The organism is Chitinophaga sp. LS1 (genome assembly GCF_034274695.1).
Lineage (GTDB): Bacteria > Bacteroidota > Bacteroidia > Chitinophagales > Chitinophagaceae > Chitinophaga.
In genome coordinates this window covers 6,926,801-6,946,986 of sequence record NZ_CP128362.1, presented here as the reverse complement: position 1 = coordinate 6,946,986, position 20,186 = coordinate 6,926,801, and the positions used below count along the sequence as shown (strand labels likewise).

The window sequence follows — 20,186 nt, the reverse complement described above, 5'->3', positions numbered from 1 at the left end:
TAAAAGATTATAAGTGATTAATTACCCCATAGCGTGAACTCTGCTATGTTTATAAAGTATGAACCCTGCCAGTTGGAAAGACTTCTGATCCTTACATAGCGATAGGCCGTTTGCAACGCAGGAAAATCAAACTGCCAGCCATTGTAAGCAAGCGTTTGATCCGCTGTCGTCTCTGTACCTGAAGCAGAGCCTGAAGGTTTCGTAACATGACAGGTAACCAGCCTGGTCCAGCTTTCATCCAAAGCGCCACTTAAATTCGGTGAATTGGATGCCCATATTTCAAAGTCTTTTACATTCCCTCTTACATAATACAAACTGCCCACTTCCTTATAAGGATTCACCTGCATACGGCTGAAGATATGTGGTTTGCCAAGATCCAGTGTCACCATCTGTGAAGAGCTGGCCTGCTCAACGGTAAATAAACACTGTGGCCAGCCAGGATGGAAGTTGCCATCATAGATATAAGATACATCTGTACGACCACCATTGTTCAATATCTCCGCATCACCGGGCAACACATAATTGCTCCAATCTGATTTAGGGAGTAACTGTTCGAAAATCGGCGTCAATGTTTCATACAACGTATCTGAATAATTCAGCCATCTATCCCTTACTACAAATGCATAGTGTCGCTCTATAGCTGGTTGTTCCCTGACTGCACTGGTGATGACAGGACTATTACTATAGATATTATCCATACCAGTCGTCTGTATCCAGACTCCATTGCCTGTGGTATCTACCAGTGGAATGATCGCCAGGTTTTCTTCTGTAGGATTATCACAGGTGAGATTGAAACCACCAAATGTAGCCACTACTTTCAGTGATCTTAATGCCAGATCAATAGGCGGTGTCAGCGGCTGTACCGTAACGGTGACAGCCTCAGATGCTACTTCACTGGAATTTACCGCGTACAATTTGATGGTATGTGGTAAGGTATCTCCAAAACCATCTACTGTGAGTGTGTTCACATAGTAAGATGCTTTTATCTCTCTTGGATGACCTGCAGATGTTTCATATTCCGCTTTTACATAAGAAAGGTCCTCATCACCCGGGAGTGTATACGTTAAGGCTGATTTCCCATTCAGGTTCACCACCTTAACATTGGATACTGCACCAGGAGCCGAACTGTTCTTTGATACGGGGCTGCGCAAATCATCCCTGGTACAGGATGCCGCTAATAAAATTAAAGCTATGATATATGTTAACTTCATGTGTTGTCGGTTTTACCAGTTAGGATTTTGAACCAGGTTCGGATTTTCCAGTATGTCATCTTCATCTATCGGCCACAGGTAATCACGTGGCGCCACGAAATGCCTTGCCAGAAAAGAAACTTCACGATAGTACAACTCCGGAGTTTGTCCGCTTACTACCCAGCCGGTAATATTGCCACTCAGTTCCTGTGCCGCCGTTTTCCAACGCAACAGATCCCAGAAACGATGTCCTTCAAAACAAAGTTCTATTGCACGTTCCCGCTGGATAATAGTACGCATCCCTTCTTTGGTGGTATATTTTGTAGGATTCTTACTATAAGTGGCCCAGGCGTTTTGCACTGTTGTCAAACCTGCTCTTGCCCTTACGCGGTTGATGTATTCATAAACATCATTTTGTGGACCCTGTGCTTCATTCAATGCTTCGGCATACAACAAATACAGATCTGCCAGCCGCATTTCAGGATAAGGATAAGAAGGGTAGGTGAGGGTATTCCAGTCCATATGCCAGTTCACCGTTTTCTTCATATAAAACCCGCAGACAGGCACTGGTGATGACTGACTCGTTTCACTCCCTCTTGCCTTCAGCCAGAATGTGTTTTCATCGCTTTTTGAAGGACTGTTCGCCATATACCAGATGCCCCTGTCAAAACCAAGATCTGCGTAATAACGAGGCTCTCTGTCAAAGTTTAACCGCGCGGTCGTTTCTCCTTCTTTGATATTAAATCTTTCATCATGAGTGGCTACCCGAAGGGTAGAAATGTTAGTAAAGTCCAACGTTTTGTCTTCATCTATAGGCACTCCATTCTTTGTATAAAATAACTTTGCCATTTTGATGGTAGGTCCCATTAATGGGTGTCCCGCAGTTTTTGAGGCCACTGCATTATCAAAATCAAACTGGCCAATTCCACAACGTTGTAAGAACGTACACGCCCATGTAATACTGGTGGTATTCCCCCATATCAGCTCACTATTCCAGGGTTCGCTCATGGAGTTACGGATGCTCATCTGTGTCATGGTAGTAGCATTCAGTGGAATGGTCTGTGCCGGGAATTCGTACAATTGTACACCTTGTGCTGTAGCTAGGTCAATGGCCGCTTTGCACGCATCTGCTGCACGCTGCCATTTCTCTGCACTGTAAGCAGGATTAAATAGAGCAGTACCATCTTTATTTCTAAAAGCAGCATAGTCTGAATTGCCATTGTACAAAGGACTTGCAGCAGTGACGAGCAACTTTGCCTTGAGACCCATTGCAGCCGGTTTGGTAATACGACCCAGTTCTGAAGAAATATTATTGATACTGTTTGGCAGATGCAGGGCTGCTTCATCCAGCAGATTGGCAATATAATTCACCACACTATCTACCGGTTGGCGCTTTACATACGTTTCTTCAATGTCCACACTGATAGGCAGGTTCTTATCAATAACAGGAATTGGACCATATGCCCTGAACAAGAGAAAATGATAGTAGGCTTTCAGAAACGTTACTTCAGATATCCAACGCTCACGGGTATCGATGTCCAGATCCGGTACTTTACTTAGATTACTGATGTTTTCCAGGAAAATGTTACAATCCCTGATCGCTTTATAACTAGCAGTTCCGTCTCTGTCGCCAGTCATGAAATTGGCGATAGGACTTGAAATATTCTGATCTCCATAAGGCAGACGAAGCACGTTAGTAGACCTGATTGCACTGGTAGGGTCAAGTACAAAGACCTCATCACTGGCAGATAAACCTACATTGTAAGTGGGGTCGAAACTGATGGGGAGATACGAATAACAGGTAAATAAATATTTCTCAGCTTCTGTTTTGGAAGTAAAGGCATTATCAATGGTTGCCACATTATCAGGTACCACATCCAGGAAATTCTTTTTGCAGGATGTAGTCAGCAATGCCGCAATTATGAACAAGCGAATAATTTTCATAAAATTCTGTTCTTTAATTAACACTTAAAACCCGATAGACAATCCTGTATTAAAAACCCGCTGAATAGGGTATCCCAGACCGGAATCACCCATTTCCGGGTCCCATATTTTGAAGGCGCTGATTGTAGCCAGGTTCATACCACTTACATAAATACGACCTGTACTGAGCCGGAATTTTTTCAACACCCGATCGGAAAAGTTATACCCGATCTCAGCTGATTTCAATCGAAGGAAGGAACCGCTCCGCAGCCACCAGGTAGATGTCTGTTTGTTATTCTCTGAAATGCTATTACTTAACCTTGGCCAGAATGCGTAAGAGTTCCGGTTATCTTCTGACCAGTGGTCGTCTGCAATGGACTGCAGCAAGCCATTCTGGTTACCACCATTGATATAAAAAGGTGTCGTGTTCGCTGAATTAATAATAAAGGAAGACCTGCCTGAACCCTGAAAGGCAGCGCTGATATCAAAGTTCTTATAGCCCACAGAAAAGAGCATTCCATAGATCAACTCTGGCGTGGTCGGAAAACCGATCGGTACCATGTCTGCATTAGAGATCGTACCATCTCCGTTGATGTCCCTGTATTTGATATCACCAGCCATGATACGTCCATATTGTATAGGAGAGTTGCTCACTTCTGCATCATCGACAAACAACTTCTCTGCTACCAGTCCGTATATCTGTCCCAATGAGTTACCTACTTTTGATAAGTGTTGATTGTTAGCAGCGTATTGCGGTTCTTCATTCACCAGCAGTTTACTTTTTGCATAGGTTAGTGTACCACGGGTTTGCAGCCATAAGCTGTGTTCAAATGTTTTGGTATAATTCAGCATAAGGTCAATACCCTGACTGCTGGCCTTGCCGGAGTTGGCAGAGATGTCAGCCTGCAGGCCCATGGAAGAAGGAATCGTACTTCTTACCATGAGGATATTGCTACGTACCTGTTTGTAAGCATCGATGGTGAGTGTGAGATCTTTGAAGACGGTGAGGTCCATCCCGATGTTCGTCTGGCGGGACAACTCCCAGGTTATATCCTTGTTCTCATAACGATTGATAGCCACGGTGGGTCGGCTATAATTAAATTGCGTACCGAAATAACCAGCGGCGCCGCCATTCAGATTTACATCAGATAGATAAAAGAACCGGTCAGTTGAATTACCGATCTGGTCATTACCCACCAAACCATAAGTGAACCTGAACTTCAGCTGCTGCACTTTATCAGCCAATGAGGAAAAGAACTTTTCATTAGACACAATCCAGCCTCCACCAACAGACGGGAAGTAACCAAACCGATGGTTCGTAGCAAAACGTTCGGAACCATTGTAGCCAAAGTTATATTCGAACAGGTAGCGGTTGTCATAGCCGTAAGTGAATCTGCCGGATACCCCCAGGTTCCTGCTGGGCAATGATAATTGCAGAGTAGAAGCATTACCTGTAATGTAGTTTCGGATCGTACCGATTAGCATACCACCCACACTGTGCTTGTCTTTGAAGATCCTGGAATAATTCAGGGCTGTTTCGGCATATGTCGTGGTGTTCACAACTTTATCACCCGGTGAATAGGTGAGGTATTCCGTAGGCGTAGCACCTACACTACCTGTACTACCATCATTGATCAGTGTCAGCCCGGAAAACTTTCCTTCATTGGTATTCGCCTGGTAGTAATAAGGACTATACTGGCGGGAAACGGCAAAGTACGCATACCGTGTAGTATAAGCCATCACTCTCGCAGAAAGACCGGGTGTTACTGCATCCAGGTTTTGTTTTAGGCTGAGCTGTGCAGTGAGTGTACTGGTATTGGTCGCCTGAAAACCAGAAATGGATTGTGCATATGGATTGACATACAGTGCACCACCACCTGGAATGAGGGCATTACCAAATAAAGGATGTTTTACATACGGCATCAGATTGGATGGATACACCGCCGGAAATGCCACCGGATTGCTCCAGATCGCATTATAAAACACCGCCGCACCACCGCCTACAGGACCATTATAATCATCAAACTGACCCTTTAAACTCACGAGTGCCTCTGTCGTTTTTGTCAGATTGATCGTGGTGTTTGACAGGATAGAGTAGGACCTCAGTTTGATGTTATTGCTGAAATTATTCAGCTCATTTTCTTTCAGAATACCATTGTCAATATTATACGTCATTGCCAGGTAGTATTTGGCTTTGTCAGAACCGCCACTGGCATTGATATTATAACGTTGGTTATTGGTGTGATTTTTAATTAACTGTTTTATCCAGTTATTATTGGGATATAATAAAGGATCGTCGCCAGCTGCGGTATGATCGATTTTATTTTGAGAATAGGGGAGCGCGCTGAGTGGATTCCTGGTGAGCGTGGCTTCGTTCGCCAGTTTCATATAAGTAATATTGTCTGCCAGTGCAAAGTTGCGGGTGTTGGAAGAAGTGGCGTTTTCGAGACGGGCATTGAACTTCATCTTTCCGATGTTGCCGGTTTTAGTAGTAACGAGGATCACGCCATTCGCACCTCTGGCGCCATAGAGTGCGGAAGCAGTCGCATCTTTGAGCACAGAGAAACCGGCGATATCATCAGGTTGCAACCTGGCAAGGTCTCTTGAAGATGATTCAATGTTGTCGATGAGAATGAGTGGGTCTACCTTACCTGCGCCAAAGGTACCGACACCTCTGATAAAGAACTGCGCGTTGTCAGCACCCGGTTCGCCGCTTCGCTGGTACGAGATCACCCCTGCTATCTTTCCTGCCAGCATTGTGGTGAGGTTAGAGGTAGGGCCTTTCAGTTCTTTGGGATTGATGGAGGTGATGGAGCTGACCATACTGGTTTTCTTTTGGGTGCCATATGCTACAACCACCACATCCTTGATGGTATTGTCTTTTGGGGAGAGCATAATTTCTAAATTGTTCTTCCCGGTCAGGTTCATTTCCCTGGTTTCATAGCCTACATATTGCACCACAAGTACTTTGCTGGTGCCATTCAGCCTGAGTTTGAAGAACCCGTTCTGATCGGCAGTCGCACCGATATTAGTGCCTTTCAGCATGACGGTGGCCATGGGTAATGGCGTTTTGGTATCCTCTGCTAAGATCTGGCCGGAGAGTATGGGCTCCTGATTGGCGGCAGCAGGTTTCTCGACCGGGAGGGGCTTGTCCTCCCTTCGAATGAGGATCACATTTTTTTTAATTTCATAGGCGAGGTTGCGCCCTTTCAATAAATCATCCAGTACGGTGGTCACTTTGGCCCCGGAGTAGTTGACCTGGCCAATGATGTCGTTTTTAGGGATGTTGCCACTATAAAAAAAGGTGATGTCGGTTTGTTGCTCTATCGATTTAAAGATCGATTCCAGGGTCATATTATTCCCTTTGATCGTTACAATTGGGGGGCTGATCGTCTGCCCACGTAATTGATAATTCAGAAAGAGCAACAGAAAGGCAATAGTGGTTCGCTGCCAGGCAAAATGCTTGCTGGCCGTTTTCATTAACGGGGAATGTCTGTTCATTTTCCTTACTTAATTGTAGAATCTAGTTGATGCTTCACGATATAAAGACGACGACAATTGTGAATGGGTGAATGCCCTCCAAAAAAACTTTTTATAAATGTCAAAATAACATTTATATTTATTCCAGACAATATCCCTTTAGAATTTTTATCCGCGTTATACAATCAACCACTTAACTATTTTTTATGCCTGAATATCCAGGAGACGATATTGTACTTCTATTATTAAAGAATGGGGGCGCCGGCGATGCATTTGAACTTATCTTTAAGAAATACTACAGACTAATGTGGACGAAGGCGTATCTGGGAACGGGAGATCCTACTGACGCTGATGACCTGGTCCAGTCTGTACTGTGCAGTATCTGGGAAAAACAATTGTATTACAAAATTAATGGTAACCTCCGTACCTACCTGCTGGTTGCGGTACGCAACCAGGTAAATGACTATCATAAGATAAAGTCGAGAAGACTTAAACGCATCGAAAAGTATGCTGAAACAGTCGTGGACCAATCGTGTGGGGAGGAGCACAACGTAATATCGAACGAAAAGTTTCAGCAGCAACTACATGAACTGTTGCGGGAATTTCCCACGCAGCGTCAGCGTGCATTTAACCTGGTATACCTGGAGCATAAGAAGTACCATGAGGTGGCAGACAATATGGGGATTAGTGTAAACTCATTAAAGACACACCTGAAGATCGCAGTGAAAACTCTGCGGAATAAGCTGGACCTGCCATATTCAGAATAAATTTAAGATCAGAACAAATGATACCATATATAGAACAATTAATGTTGGAGAAGCTGTCAGGATGTATTTCTGAGGAAGATGATGCGCAACTGAGGCAATTATTAGAGACCGTTCCGGAATTAAGTGAAATATATAAAGGAATGCAGGAGCAGTTGAGCCAGCCAATTTCACAGGCGTATTTGTCCAAACTGGATGAAGGTGTTTTATGGGAGGAGAACAAACACCGGTTTATACCTCGGAAATTCAAGTGGTGGTATGCAGCGGCAAGTATCCTGCTAATATTAGGATTAGGAGGTAGTTTGTTTTATTATAAACAACCGTCGAAAAAACAACTTGCAAATAACCCGACCGGCATTGTCCTGCAACTAGCCAACGGCCAGGAAATAGACCTCTCCGATACGACACAGTCCATGATGAAGGTAGGGAGTGCGCAATTACACGTATCTTCAAAAAGCTTACAATACAATGCCGCCAACGCAACTGCCGATATGCCAATGAATGTATTGCGCGTACCTGCCGGCAAAGATTATAAGCTTGTGCTGGCAGATGGAACAGAAGTATGGATGAATGCAAAATCAGAAATTCGTTTTCCAATGGCATTTAATGGAAAAACGCGGGAAGTAACCGTGAGCGGAGAAGCCTATTTTTCCGTAAAACAAGATCCTACCCGGCCTTTTATCGTACATGCCGGAGATGTGTCTGTAGATGTACTTGGAACAGCCTTTAACATCAACACCTACAGCAGTGTGAACCCGCGTATAGCATTGGCCTCAGGCAAGGTAGTATTAAAAAGCAAAAACAGTGCACAGGTGGTGCAGTTATCACCTGGCTATGAAGCAGTGTATAACCAGCAGTTCTTTAGTATCGATGCCTTTGATAAGCGAAATACCTTAGGATGGATGGAAGGGAAATATTATTTCAGAAACGCAACATTGAAAGACTTAGGTGATGTGATCAACAGATGGTTTGATATCGATGTTGTATTTGAAAATTCTGCTGTTTCCCGTATAGATCTTACCGGCATATTGACTAAGCAGGATGGATTAAATGATTTTTTGGACAACCTGGGAAAAACGACCGGCATTAAACATGAATTGAAAGATGGTGTGTTAACGTTCCGGTAATAGGAGCTATAAAAAATTTTTTCTTTAATTATATTATCCTAACTTGGATTAAAGGCACAAAGAAACTTTAATCTCAAAATACCCTATTCGACAGTAACCCATTAACTCCTGTTATTAATTAACCTATTCAATATTTGTTATGAAAACTCATTGTCTGTACCTGTGTGCAGTAGTCCTCCTATTTGCATCATGTGCAAAAGAGAAAGTTCAACCCGCAACAACATCAACAACTACAGCCCCTTCAAAATTATCTTACTTGTCTGTAGACCAGATCCCTAATGAAATAGTACCCTTACTGTATCAGGATCTGATAAATGACAAACTTTATGATCAGGCAAGCCAGCTGAGTGAGGAGTATTATGCTACCTTCTCAGCCAGGAAGGATGGTAAAGCAGATCTCTTAAAAGAAGTACGTTCTGCAAGAGCTGCGGAGATTGCGGCTGCTAACCTGCCTACACATAGCGTGACTGGTGTGGGTGTAGTTATCACTGGTAACTGGTACCAGACACTTGGTACAGCCTCTGCTAATTTGCAGGCCCTTGGCTGGACGGATTATAACTTTAATATCATGAACAGTACAGCGCCGGATGCGTTTAGTACAACTGCTCCTGCCGCTAACCAGATCATAGGCACCACTGGTCAGTCCAGGAGAATGGAGGCCATCAAACTCCCTTACATCCAGTTTGGTGCAGCAGATGAAACTGGCACCACTTACTTTACCGGCAGCTTTGGTTTTACTTATAGAGCACATGTGCAGGATATTGGCTGGCAGATTTATGCAACCTCTCCATATGGCATTGCCGGTACTGTAGGTCAGTCCAGAAGAATGGAAGCCATCCAGATCTATGGTCCCCGTTATGAGAATCCTAATTATACTGTTACATTTAATGATGCAGCGCCTTCAACAACAGCAAGGCCTTACATCTATTACAGGGTGCACCAGGATTCATATGGCTGGGAAAGTTGGGTGAGTGAAAATGACATAGCTGGTGTGACCGGTGCTTCAAAGAGACTGGAAGCTATTCAAATCAGGGCTTATCTGATTAAGATCTGATAAACATATTTTGAGGTTAAAGTTATTTGCAGGTAGTCCTACCAAAAGGGGGACTGCCTGTTTTGGTTATCACCAGGAAATTCGACTACTTTGTTTCCGTCCCAGGCATTGCCAGTAGACAAACTACTGGATAGGCTGTTTTTGATTATCCAGTCAGAATGGATCAGGGCAAAACCGGCTGCGGCAGCACCAGCAGCTCCTACTGTATTGGATCAGATTGAGCAGCTGAATGACCTGAAGAACAAAGGAATTTCGACAGAGGATGAGTCTCAGAATAAACCTTCATGAAAGAGGGAATTCACCAACGGGGATGAAAACCATTTTCAGAAAAAACCCTCATGAACCGGGTTCACAAACGACTATGAAAATGGTGGTACCTTCGACAAAAGTACTACCATGGAACAATCACATATCAGTTTTGAACAGGTTGTGAGTCGCGGCTGTGGCCTCGATGTTCACCAGGAGAATGTAGTAGCCACCATCAGAGGAAATGGGTTGGAAGAACAAACCCGCACTTTTAGCACTTTCACAAGTTCACTTAGGGACCTGGTAGCTTGGCTTGAAGAATCCGGCATTACACATGTCGCAATGGAGAGCACGGGGTTTACTGGAAGCCTGTTTTTAATATACTGGAACCTCACTTTGAACTTATTCTGGTCAATGCCCGGCATATTAAATATGTGCCGGGGCATAAGACCGATCGCAATGACAGTGCCTGGATTGCAAAATTATTGCTAAGCGGGCTACTAAAGGGAAGTTTTATTCCACCGCAATACACTCGCGAATTACGGGAATTGTACCGATACAAACGTAAAGTAATAGGACAGCGGTCCAGTGAATATAACCGGTTACAGAACATTTTAGAGACAGCCAATATCAAATTGAGCACTGTAGTCAGTGATGTATTCGGTGTAAGTGGCTGGTCAATGATCACTGCCATTATTGAAGGAGAACAGGATCCTATGATATTGGCCAATTTGGCAAAAGGTAGGCTCAAAATCAAAAAACAAGAGCTTATTCTTGCATTAGAAGGCCATCTTAATGAGCATCACCGTTTTATGCTCAGCCTGTCTAAAACTGTTATTTTACAGCTAAATGACCTACTTGGTCAGGTGGATAACCGTATAGATCAGTACTTAAAAAATGGGAGGAAGAAGTAAAATTACTTCAGACTATTCCCGGAGTACAAAAACAAACAGCTACCGCCATCTTAGCCGAAATAGGTACAGATATGCATGCGTTCCCTAATCAGCATCATTTGGCTAGTTGGTGTGGTTTATGTCCTGGTAATAATGAAAGTGCCGGAAAAAAGAAAAGTGAAAGAATCAATCATGGCAACAGATCCCTTAAAACCGCACTCGTGGAAGCAGCATGGGCTGCAGCACATACGAAAGATACTTATCTGAAAAGAAAATATTATACTTTGAGTATACGAAGAGGCAAAAAACGAGCACTTATTGCAATTTCACACAAAATCCTAATTGCCGCTTATTTTATACTCAAAAATAGAGTGCCATATATGGAACCTGATAATCAGGAGTGGCTAAAAAAAGAAAGCAGGCGCAGATAAATAATTATCTCAGACGCCTGCGCGAGCTTGAGGCATTACCCCCATCTCAATAAGATTACTAAGTTACAAAAATCGACCTTTTATTGGTGCTTTTTCAGCCTGTAGAAAAAACTGATTTAAGACTCTAAGTACAAACGATTGTTGCTATAAGCACGAAAAGAAAATTTTAATCCTATAGAGTCATATCAAATTATGGCCTGGACGAACTATTTTCAAAGAAAAGAAGGCTAAGTTGTGATGACTGAAGGGGTGCTTGTTGATCATTATCACCCCATGTTATGATCACAAGCACATTTTATCCCTCCCGGGGATAATACCTTCACATATTATGAAAACAAATCAGGACATTACTTTATCGCCTGATCTGCAAAGCCACAGTGCTGGCACCGGCCCTACAAGGACACAACATCCTGTATACGCCAACCTGCTGCCACCCTGCAACAACACCTGTCCGGCAGGTGAAAACATTCAAGGGTGGCTGTCGCTGGCCCAGGCCGGCCGTTATGAAGCCGCCTGGCGCACGATCATGGAAGACAACCCATTTCCTGCCGTCATGGGCAGGGTTTGCTATCACACCTGTGAGGTGCAATGCAATCGAACGCAAATTGACAGTGCTGTCAATATCCACGCTGTAGAAAGATTTCTTGGAGACGAAGCCTTGCATAAAGGCTGGACCATCGCTACCCCTCCGTCTACCGGCAAGCGGGTATTGATAGTCGGCGCCGGCCCTGCAGGCCTCTCTGCCGCTTATCACCTGAGGCGTAAGGGGCATGAGGTGGAAATTCATGAAGCCGGCCCTATTGCCGGTGGAATGATGCACTTTGGTATCCCCGCTTATCGCCTGCCCCGTCATGAACTGGATCAGGAAGTAGCACGCATCTGTAAAATGGGCGTTTCTGTCGAGTATAATCATAAAGTAGAAGACCTGTTGCACGAAAAAGAACAGGGCAAATTTGACGCTGTATTCCTCGCTATTGGTTCCCACCTTTCTAAAAAAGTAGACCTTCCTGCCAAAGATGCTTTCAAAATGATGGACGCTATCTCATTCCTGAAACAGGTGGAAGAGGGCGATGCACCACAACTGGGCCGCCGTGTAGCTATTTATGGTGGTGGAAACACTGCAATGGATGCCGCCCGTACTGCAAAACGACTGGGTGTGGAAGATACCATGATCATTTATCGTCGCGACCGGGCCAATATGCCTGCCCACGATTTTGAAGCACAGGAAGCCCTCGAAGAAGGTGTGAATATTCACTGGTTACGCTCTATCAAATCGGTAGATGGCATGACGATGACGGTAGAAGTGATGGAACTGGTAGACGGCAAACCTGTGCCTACAGGTCGCTTTGAAACACTGGAAGCAGACTCCCTCATCATGGCCCTGGGTCAGGAAACAGATACCGGTTTTCTGAAAAATATACCCGGCATTACATTCACTCCAGATGATAATGTGTGCGTAGACAGCAGTATGATGACGGGTTATCCCGGCATATTTGCAGGTGGTGATATGGTGCCTGGCGAAAGAAATGTAACGATCGCTATTGGTCACGGCAAAAAAACAGCCCGTTATATAGACGCTTACCTGAATAACGAAGCGTATACACCATCAGCCAAATCTCCTCTTATTGGATACGAAAAACTACATCGCTGGTACCGCACGTATGCCCCTCAGGGTGCCCAGGTGGTAAGACCTGCGGAAGACCGTATCGCTGGTTTTGACGAAGTAACCTACGGCCTTAAGGAAAAAGAAGTACTGTTTGAAGCCCGCCGGTGTTTGTCCTGTGGCAATTGCTTTGAATGCGATGGCTGCTTTGGCGCCTGTCCGCAAAAGGCAATCACAAAACTGGGACCGGGCAATGGCTATTCCTTCAATTATGATATTTGCACCGGCTGCGCAGTGTGTAGCGAGCAGTGTTCCTGCCATGCGATCGAAATGGTACCCGGAGCGTAAATCAACCTCACTATGACACAAGAGACTACACCAGTTATTGCTACGCTGGACGGCAACGAAGCCGTGGCATATATCGCGTATCGCGTTAATGAAGTATGTGCAATTTATCCGATCACGCCTTCTTCTACCATGTCAGAACTGGCAGATGAATGGGCGGCGAAAGGATTGAAAAATATCTGGGGCCAGGTGCCGGATGTAATAGAAATGCAAAGCGAAGGTGGTGCCGCCGGTGTGGTACACGGCGCTTTGCAGGCTGGCGCATTGACCACCACTTTTACAGCATCACAGGGTCTGATGCTCATGTTACCTAATATGTACAAGATAGCCGGAGAGCTTACCTGTGCTGTGTTTCATGTGGCTGCAAGGTCACTGGCTGCACAGGCATTGTCTATCTTCGGTGATCATAGCGATGTGATGGCGGCACGTACTACAGGGTTTGCCATGTTATCGTCTGCTTCTGTGCAGGAAGCGCATGATATGGCGCTGATTAGTCAGGCAGCAACGCTACGTACACGTATTCCATTCATGCATTTTTTTGATGGATTCCGTACTTCGCATGAAATAAATAAGATACAACTGATACCCGATACCCAGATCAAAAGTATGATCAGTGATACACTCGTGAGCGAACATCGTGCACGTAGTCTGAATCCTGATCAGCCTTTTATAAGAGGTACTGCACAGAACCCGGATGTATATTTTCAGGGTCGTGAAACGGTGAATCCTTTTTATTCAGCGGCTCCTGTCATCGTGCAGGATGCCATGAATCAGTTGGGAGAATTGACCGGTCGGCAGTATCAGCTGTTTGAATATTATGGCCATCCGCAAGCAGAGAGAGTGGCAGTGGTCATGGGTTCCGGTGGAGAAGTATTGAAAGAAACCGTACGTATACTGAAGGACAATGGTGAAAAAGTAGGTGTAATATTGGTACGGTTATTCCGCCCTTTCTCCGGCGAACACCTGTTATCAGCACTGCCTGATACGGTTGAAAAGATCGTAGTACTGGATCGTACCAAGGAACCCGGTGCTGCGGGAGAACCGTTGTACCAGGATATCATTACGCACATCTGTCAGGCATATACAGCAGGTCGTTTGTCAAAACTACCACGTATTATCGGCGGTCGTTATGGCTTATCTTCAAAAGAGTTTACACCAGCAATGGCGAAAGCGGTGCTGGATGAACTCAAAAATCCGGTACCCAAACATGGATTTACGATCGGTATCAATGATGATGTCACTTATACAAGTATTGAATACGACAACGCTTTCCATATCGAACCGTCAGACAGGGTCTGCGCGCTGTTTTATGGATTAGGTGCGGATGGTACAGTAGGTGCGAATAAGAATAGTATCAAGATCATCGGTGAGGAAACCGACCTCTATGCACAGGGATATTTTGTATACGACTCACGTAAATCAGGTACGCAAACGGTTTCTCACCTGCGATTTGGGAAAGATCCTATCCGTGCGCCATGGTTGGTAGACAAAGCTGATTTTATTGCCTGTCACAAATACAATTTTATCAGTAAGACTGATATGTTGCAGAGTGCAAGGCCAGGTGCTACTTTCCTGTTGAATAGCCCATATCCTGCGGAGGAAGTGTGGGATCATCTGCCACGTATGGTGCAGGATCAATTGATAGATAAACAGATGAAGCTGTTTGTGATCGATGCCTCCAAAGTAGCTGCTGCAGCTGGTATGGGACAACGTATCAATACGATTATGCAGACCTGCTTTTTCGCGCTATCTAATGTATTGCCAGCCGATGAAGCGATTGAACAGATTAAGAAATTCATCCGCAAATCTTATCTGGCAAAAGGCGAAGCCATTGTACAGAAGAATTTCAAGGCTGTGGATGATACACTGGCACATCTGGTACGTGTAAACTTACCAGCGAGTGCTACAGGTTCATTGCCGATGGATGATGGCATTCCTGCAGAGGCACCTGCTTTTGTACAGGAAGTAACAGCGATGTTGCTGGAAGGGAAAGGCGATCTGTTGCCAGTGAGTAAAATGCCAATAGATGGTACTTATCCAACTGGTACCACGAAGTGGGAGAAAAGAAATATTGCAGATGATGTACCGGTATGGGAATCTGATAGCTGTATACAATGTGGTAACTGTAGCTTTGTGTGTCCGCATAGTGTGATCCGTTCTAAATTCTATCATGAATCTTACCTGGAAAAAGCACCTGAAGGTTTCCCATCTGCTGCCATCAATGCACGAGGTTTTCCTGAAACAAGATATACCTTACAGGTATATTTAGAAGATTGTACCGGGTGTAAACTTTGTGTACAGGCTTGTCCCGCAGTGGATATCAAAGATGCTTCCAGAAAGGCGATCAATATGACGCCAAAGCCTTCACTGGCCAATGGCCGTGAGCATATCCGCTTCTTTGAAAGTATGCCGGTGAACAATCGTGCAGAACTTGATTTCTCTACAGTGAGAGGCGCGCAATTCCTGGAACCATTATTTGAGTTCTCTGGTGCATGTGCTGGTTGTGGTGAAACACCTTATGTGAAGTTGCTGACGCAGTTGTATGGTGATAGATTACTGGTAGCAAATGCAACAGGATGTTCTTCTATTTATGGTGGTAACTTACCGACTACACCATGGTCTGTGAACAAAGATAAACGTGGTCCGGCATGGTCCAATTCCCTCTTTGAAGACAATGCAGAGTTTGGATTAGGGATGCGTGTGGCGGCAGATAAACAGTGGGAAATAGCACAGACATTGTTATTATCATTGCAACCTGTATTGGAGAATGATGTATTGGTAGATGCAATCCTGCATGCACCGCAACAATTGGAATCACACATTGCCGAACAACGCGATAGAGTAGGTGTGCTGAAACAAAAACTGCATGCACTCCGTGGAAATGCATTGGCGGCACAATTACTGGCAGTTGCAGATCATCTGGTAAAGAGAAGTGTATGGTTGATAGGTGGTGATGGATGGGCGTATGATATTGGTTCTTCAGGATTAGATCATGTGCTGTCTACAGGACGTAATGTAAATATACTGGTGTTAGATACAGAAGTATATTCCAATACAGGTGGCCAGATGTCAAAAGCGACACCTACAGCTGCGATCGCAAAATTTGCAGCAGCAGGGAAAAAAGTAGGTAAGAAAGATTTGGCCATGCAGGCGATCTCTTATGGCAATGTATATGTAGCGCAGATTGCAATGGGTGCAAATCCACAGCAAACATTGCTGGCATTGCGCGAGGCAGAAGCTTATAAAGGCCCCTCCCTGATTTTGGCATATAGTCATTGCATTGCGCATGGTATAGATATGGAGAAAGGATTGACGCAGCAACAGCTGGCAGTGTCCAGTGGGTATTGGCCATTGATCAGGTATAATCCGGCACTGCGTGAGGCTGGTAAAAATCCTTTTGTATTGGATTCACCAAGACCAGCCGTGTCATTTACAGATTATGCTTACAATGAGACGAGGTACAAAGCACTGGCTACAGCGAATCCTGCAGAGGCGAAAAGATTGATGGGATTGGCGCAGGAGTTGGTGACACTGAGGTATAAGAGTTATGAGAATATGGCTACTTGGAAGGCGGAAGAGTTTGCGCCGGTGGCATAATAGATGAGTTTACGCCAGTGGTATAATAAAGTAGTTTTACGCCGGTGGCAAAATTTACTTTAGAGAAGTGGTATTTAGGCAGCCATCAGCAGAAATGAGCGTGTATCAAAAGTAAGATACACGCTCATTTCATTCGGATACCTGATGGAGCCAGGTTTCCATTTATGCAGTTCTAAGGAGATTCATTTATTTTTGATACATCCTGGGTTTGAATGGTGCTTAATGATTAATAAGCAATTATCCTTTTTAGCTATTCCTTCTTACCTTTACATAAGTAATTCGTTGACCCTCTTTATCATTATTTGTTCACCCTCTTTTTTCAGTATTTTTTATGAAGAGAATCCTTTTAATTCTATTATGTATGTGCGCATACATAATTCCAAAATCCTATGCACAAACTGCATCCATTGTTTACTCGACAGGTGGGCTTCCCACTACAACCTGTAATTTTACACAGAGACAGTGACCCACACTTACGATGCAGACAGGGTAGAAGTCAAATATGTAAGAAAGGCTTCGGCATTACAACCTGTATTAGCTGCCAGCAGCCATTGGCGTAGACTATCATTCGGTCTTGAGGCAGGGTATATGATACAGGTAAAGCAAAAGAGTATCCTGACCTTCGATCAGATAAATGATTATTTCAAAGAGAGAAATGAGGCAGGAACAATGCAGATGCGCAGAAATGGTGTGTTGAGTGGGCCGAAAGTATCATTGATGGTAGGACTGTTATTATAAAAAGAAACAATTTAAAGAGAAGCGCCTCCTAAAAAAAAATGTGCCCCTAAAAAGTTAGATACTTTTGGGAGTACTACAAAAAGGAGGCAATTTCCTGCACTGATTTATTTTCCAGGTAGGTAAGCCTAAATACCTCCCTGCATTTTTGGGGTAACCCGTCAATGGCTTTAAATACTTTTTTCAGCACTTCGGCTTCAGTAGCGAGGTGATCATTGTCAGTAGTTTGCAGCTCTTCCGTTAGGAGAAAATCCTGGATACGGTTTGCAGTGTGCTGTTCTTTTTTTATGAAATTTAGCCTGGCATTGCGTACTACCAGGTAAAGAAAGGATTTAATGTGTTGGTATTGGAGGAACTGTGCTCTTCGTTCCCAGCCTTTATAAAGTGCTGTCAGTACAATATCTTTAGCCTCTTCCTTATCCTGTACCAGGTTATAGGTATAATAAAAAAGGGGGGCATAAAACTCCTCAAAAAGCTGGTTGAAGGCTTTTATATCTCCTCTGGCCACGGCTTTTACCAAATCATCTTTTACTGTGTGCATAGATCATCCAGCTGCTTTTTGGTATGGTCAGGGATAAACTTACTCAAAAAAATGTGATAATTATATGTTGTTTATCCTGAAAGGCAGTACAATTAAAGGATTTATTTAAAAGTATTACTTTTGCACCTAAACCTATCTTTTTAGTACGTAAACAAGAACCCATGCTAACAACCTTGAAATCGGTATTTCTATTGCTATTGCCATTGGCCGTCTTTAGTCAGAAAACTGTTTTACCCGGTAACCCGGACGTGAATACGTCCTACTTAAAATCCGGCAGATCTTTGTACACGATATATTATGTAAAAGGGGATACCTGGACAAAAAAAGGAACCTATACAAATGATATCACCATCCTGGGGAATGAGATAAAATTTGTAGCTAACTACAAAGATGAAAATGATAAATGGTATAGAAAAAGAACTTCAGTAGCCGATGCAAAAACATTCAGCCCGCTTACCTTCAAGTCCGAAGGGATCAAGAACTCAATAGACCTGAATTTCGGAAACACCATTACAGGTAAATATCACTACGTAAATGGTGATAAGGATAAGCAGATAGCTATTAAACCTGCCAGTAAATTTGTGGATTTTAACCTGGCAGATCTGTTCTTCACAACATTACCGCTGAATGTCGGTTATAAGGCGGTGATCCCGGAATTCTATTATACAGAAAACCCTGACAGTGTATTGTCCAACTACATTATAAAAGATGTAAAAAGCTATATACAACGCTCTCCTAAAACCGGCAATCACGAAAGCTGGCTGGTGAATATACTGGAAGAATCCACCGGCGCGGTATACACTTATATCATTGATAAAAAAAGTCACAGAATATGGCAAAGAGAAATGCCTGCGGGTGGCGGTATAACCGAAATATGCATAGATGAAGAACTGGATTACCAGCCGATCGCCAATAAATTTAACAAAGAAGAAGCTTTGCAGAAATTAGAGAAAGGAAACAGTGTGATTGTAGGTACTGCATTTGCAAGAGATCATAGTAGTAAAAAAGGAATTGCAGTAGTGAATATCAACAAAGCACAATATGCACCTAAAGGAACGGTGGTGTCTATTCTGCCTAATTCTGCCTATCTGGATGAATGGAAAGAGGTGAATAAAAAGATAGCGAAAGGTAAAAAGCTGCCACCGGTACCTATCGATCCTAATGTGGAGGCATGTATAAAAAAGACGACCGTGTATGATGACAAAGGTCATTTTGAATTTACAAACCTGATGCCCGGAGAGTATATCCTGCTTACCAGTTTTGGATATACTCACACATATTCATACAGTTATTATGCCGGAACAAGCTATTTAATGCATCCAAGTGGAGCTGTATTATCTTCAAGTGATGTCTATAAATCAGCCAATGCTACTACCGGCGCAACGGCCGAAATAGAGATGAAAGTGACTGTCAGAAAGGATGGAGACAAGGTCGATGTGAATCTAAAGGATGTGAGATAATTAAAAAATGGCTGTATCTAAGATTGAGGTACAGCCATTTTTCTATCATTGAGAAAATATTTTATACTTACATTTGGAAATCACGTTTTATTATATACTTTTGTCCTGATAAGTACGTTGTTGACTATACCGACCCACCGTACTGTACCCATACCATTTAACCGACTGTATACGTTGCCGATTAGGGACAATAATTTTAAAAACAAAACCAAGCAACAAATTAACCCTTATTGTAGTATTTAAAGAATATCTACAGAAGTACGATTTTACCCGGTTGTTCAATAAGTGGTGTTTTTCTCCTTAACAGGAGGAGGTGCTTTGTCATGTATAATTGTTTAAGGGACAAAACATACCAATAAATATCCCTATCCACCCAATAGATATTCTTCTATAACCCATTCAAGAAGCGATACCTACCACATGGAATGAGATGCTATATACCTATACCAAAAAATTCTAAATGAGACGCTTAGCCCTGATAGCACTAATATTGCTATCTCTTAGTTCTGTTGCCCAGGTAAGCATGACGGTTCAATTGCCACCTACAGGAGTAGTGCAAAAAGCACATCTCTGGAACATGCTGTTAGTGAGTACATCGTCTTCACCTATCCTCGTAAAGATAGAGGTGATAATGACTGATGTCACAACCAATCAGCCTATACTGACAGCGTTGTCCAGAACGATCACCTTAACCAGTTAAAGATCGTACTGAAAGCTCTTACCAATGACCAACATTATCTATTCCGTCTGCAAAATGGCAGGAAGGAATACTTGAATGCAAAATTTATCTACAACAA

At 43.5% G+C, this 20,186-nt stretch carries 15 protein-coding genes and 1 pseudogene; 12 read left to right on the top strand and 4 right to left on the bottom strand.

What is annotated here, in order from left to right; translation table 11 throughout:
• Positions 1-17 precede the first annotated feature (17 nt).
• Genes QQL36_RS28330 through QQL36_RS28320 form a run of 3 tightly spaced genes read right to left on the bottom strand, consistent with a single transcriptional unit; the run spans position 18 to position 6,614 of the window.
• On the bottom strand, positions 18-1,211 hold the full coding sequence (locus QQL36_RS28330) for a DUF5000 domain-containing lipoprotein (protein ID WP_083723845.1): 1,194 nt from the start codon (positions 1,209-1,211) through the stop codon (positions 18-20).
• Positions 1,212-1,223: 12 nt separating this feature from the next.
• The gene (locus QQL36_RS28325; RefSeq protein WP_321567574.1) at positions 1,224-3,134 is read right to left on the bottom strand and encodes a RagB/SusD family nutrient uptake outer membrane protein; all 1,911 of its coding nucleotides are present in this window, start codon (positions 3,132-3,134) and stop codon (positions 1,224-1,226) included.
• Between the two features lie 24 nt (positions 3,135-3,158).
• Entirely contained in the window at positions 3,159-6,614 is a 3,456-nt protein-coding gene (locus tag QQL36_RS28320; protein WP_321567573.1) for a TonB-dependent receptor, read from the bottom strand.
• Positions 6,615-6,799: 185 nt separating this feature from the next.
• On the opposite strand from QQL36_RS28320, the gene QQL36_RS28315 reads away from it, so the two are divergent.
• The 10 genes and pseudogenes from QQL36_RS28315 to QQL36_RS28270 all read left to right on the top strand — a co-directional run bounded on the left by QQL36_RS28315 (position 6,800) and on the right by QQL36_RS28270 (position 17,391).
• Positions 6,800-7,360, top strand: coding sequence for an RNA polymerase sigma factor (locus QQL36_RS28315; protein WP_321567572.1), 561 nt, complete (start codon positions 6,800-6,802; stop codon positions 7,358-7,360).
• A gap of 17 nt (positions 7,361-7,377) precedes the next feature.
• Positions 7,378-8,484 (top strand): FecR family protein, encoded by a 1,107-nt coding sequence (locus QQL36_RS28310; protein ID WP_321567571.1) that lies wholly within the window; start codon positions 7,378-7,380, stop codon positions 8,482-8,484.
• A 139-nt stretch (positions 8,485-8,623) separates the two neighbouring features.
• Complete coding sequence (locus QQL36_RS28305; RefSeq protein ID WP_321567570.1) at positions 8,624-9,538, top strand: hypothetical protein; 915 nt, start codon at positions 8,624-8,626, stop codon at positions 9,536-9,538.
• 90 nt (positions 9,539-9,628) lie between these two features.
• The gene (locus QQL36_RS28300; protein ID WP_321567569.1) at positions 9,629-9,826 is read left to right on the top strand and encodes a hypothetical protein; all 198 of its coding nucleotides are present in this window, start codon (positions 9,629-9,631) and stop codon (positions 9,824-9,826) included.
• A 108-nt stretch (positions 9,827-9,934) separates the two neighbouring features.
• Positions 9,935-10,276, top strand: a complete 342-nt coding sequence (locus QQL36_RS28295) for a hypothetical protein (RefSeq protein ID WP_321566369.1) — start codon at positions 9,935-9,937, stop codon at positions 10,274-10,276.
• Positions 10,165-10,698 carry an IS110 family transposase gene (locus QQL36_RS28290; RefSeq protein ID WP_321570559.1) on the top strand — a complete coding sequence of 178 codons (534 nt, stop codon included), beginning with the start codon at positions 10,165-10,167 and terminating at the stop codon, positions 10,696-10,698. Before QQL36_RS28295 ends, QQL36_RS28290 begins: the two co-directional genes overlap by 112 nt.
• Before the next feature lie 11 nt (positions 10,699-10,709).
• Positions 10,710-11,108: pseudogene (locus QQL36_RS28285) on the top strand (transposase); the annotation flags it as partial.
• 328 nt (positions 11,109-11,436) lie between these two features.
• On the top strand, positions 11,437-13,059 hold the full coding sequence (locus tag QQL36_RS28280) for an NAD(P)-binding protein (protein WP_083730566.1): 1,623 nt from the start codon (positions 11,437-11,439) through the stop codon (positions 13,057-13,059).
• A gap of 12 nt (positions 13,060-13,071) precedes the next feature.
• The gene (gene nifJ, locus QQL36_RS28275) at positions 13,072-16,653 is read left to right on the top strand and encodes a pyruvate:ferredoxin (flavodoxin) oxidoreductase (RefSeq protein WP_321567568.1); all 3,582 of its coding nucleotides are present in this window, start codon (positions 13,072-13,074) and stop codon (positions 16,651-16,653) included.
• Positions 16,654-17,115: 462 nt separating this feature from the next.
• Positions 17,116-17,391, top strand: a complete 276-nt coding sequence (locus tag QQL36_RS28270; protein ID WP_083729717.1) for a hypothetical protein — start codon at positions 17,116-17,118, stop codon at positions 17,389-17,391.
• 73 nt (positions 17,392-17,464) lie between these two features.
• Here the strand turns inward: QQL36_RS28270 and QQL36_RS28265 are convergent, their stop codons facing one another.
• The gene (locus QQL36_RS28265) at positions 17,465-17,929 is read right to left on the bottom strand and encodes an RNA polymerase sigma factor (protein ID WP_321567567.1); all 465 of its coding nucleotides are present in this window, start codon (positions 17,927-17,929) and stop codon (positions 17,465-17,467) included.
• Positions 17,930-18,090: 161 nt separating this feature from the next.
• Here QQL36_RS28265 and QQL36_RS28260 point away from each other — a divergent pair, with 161 nt between their 5' ends.
• A complete protein-coding gene (locus QQL36_RS28260) occupies positions 18,091-19,389 on the top strand; it encodes a hypothetical protein (RefSeq protein ID WP_321567566.1) in 1,299 nt (432 codons plus the stop codon).
• Between the two features lie 460 nt (positions 19,390-19,849).
• A complete protein-coding gene (locus tag QQL36_RS28255) occupies positions 19,850-20,089 on the top strand; it encodes a hypothetical protein (protein ID WP_321567565.1) in 240 nt (79 codons plus the stop codon).
• Positions 20,090-20,186: the final 97 nt, after the last annotated feature.

Excerpts from the sequence above, each read along its gene's own strand:
- QQL36_RS28295 (WP_321566369.1), top strand. The coding sequence starts at position 9,935 with ATGGAACAATCACATATCAGTTTTGAACAGGTTGTGAGTCGCGGCTGT.
- QQL36_RS28330 (WP_083723845.1), bottom strand. The coding sequence starts at position 1,211 with ATGAAGTTAACATATATCATAGCTTTAATTTTATTAGCGGCATCCTGT.
- QQL36_RS28260 (WP_321567566.1), top strand. The coding sequence starts at position 18,091 with ATGCTAACAACCTTGAAATCGGTATTTCTATTGCTATTGCCATTGGCC.
- QQL36_RS28255 (WP_321567565.1), top strand. The coding sequence starts at position 19,850 with ATGAGACGCTTAGCCCTGATAGCACTAATATTGCTATCTCTTAGTTCT.
- QQL36_RS28280 (WP_083730566.1), top strand. The coding sequence starts at position 11,437 with ATGAAAACAAATCAGGACATTACTTTATCGCCTGATCTGCAAAGCCAC.
- QQL36_RS28320 (WP_321567573.1), bottom strand. The coding sequence starts at position 6,614 with ATGAACAGACATTCCCCGTTAATGAAAACGGCCAGCAAGCATTTTGCC.
- QQL36_RS28315 (WP_321567572.1), top strand. The coding sequence starts at position 6,800 with ATGCCTGAATATCCAGGAGACGATATTGTACTTCTATTATTAAAGAAT.
- QQL36_RS28305 (WP_321567570.1), top strand. The coding sequence starts at position 8,624 with ATGAAAACTCATTGTCTGTACCTGTGTGCAGTAGTCCTCCTATTTGCA.
- QQL36_RS28265 (WP_321567567.1), bottom strand. The coding sequence starts at position 17,929 with ATGCACACAGTAAAAGATGATTTGGTAAAAGCCGTGGCCAGAGGAGAT.
- nifJ (WP_321567568.1), top strand. The coding sequence starts at position 13,072 with ATGACACAAGAGACTACACCAGTTATTGCTACGCTGGACGGCAACGAA.
- QQL36_RS28325 (WP_321567574.1), bottom strand. The coding sequence starts at position 3,134 with ATGAAAATTATTCGCTTGTTCATAATTGCGGCATTGCTGACTACATCC.
- QQL36_RS28310 (WP_321567571.1), top strand. The coding sequence starts at position 7,378 with ATGATACCATATATAGAACAATTAATGTTGGAGAAGCTGTCAGGATGT.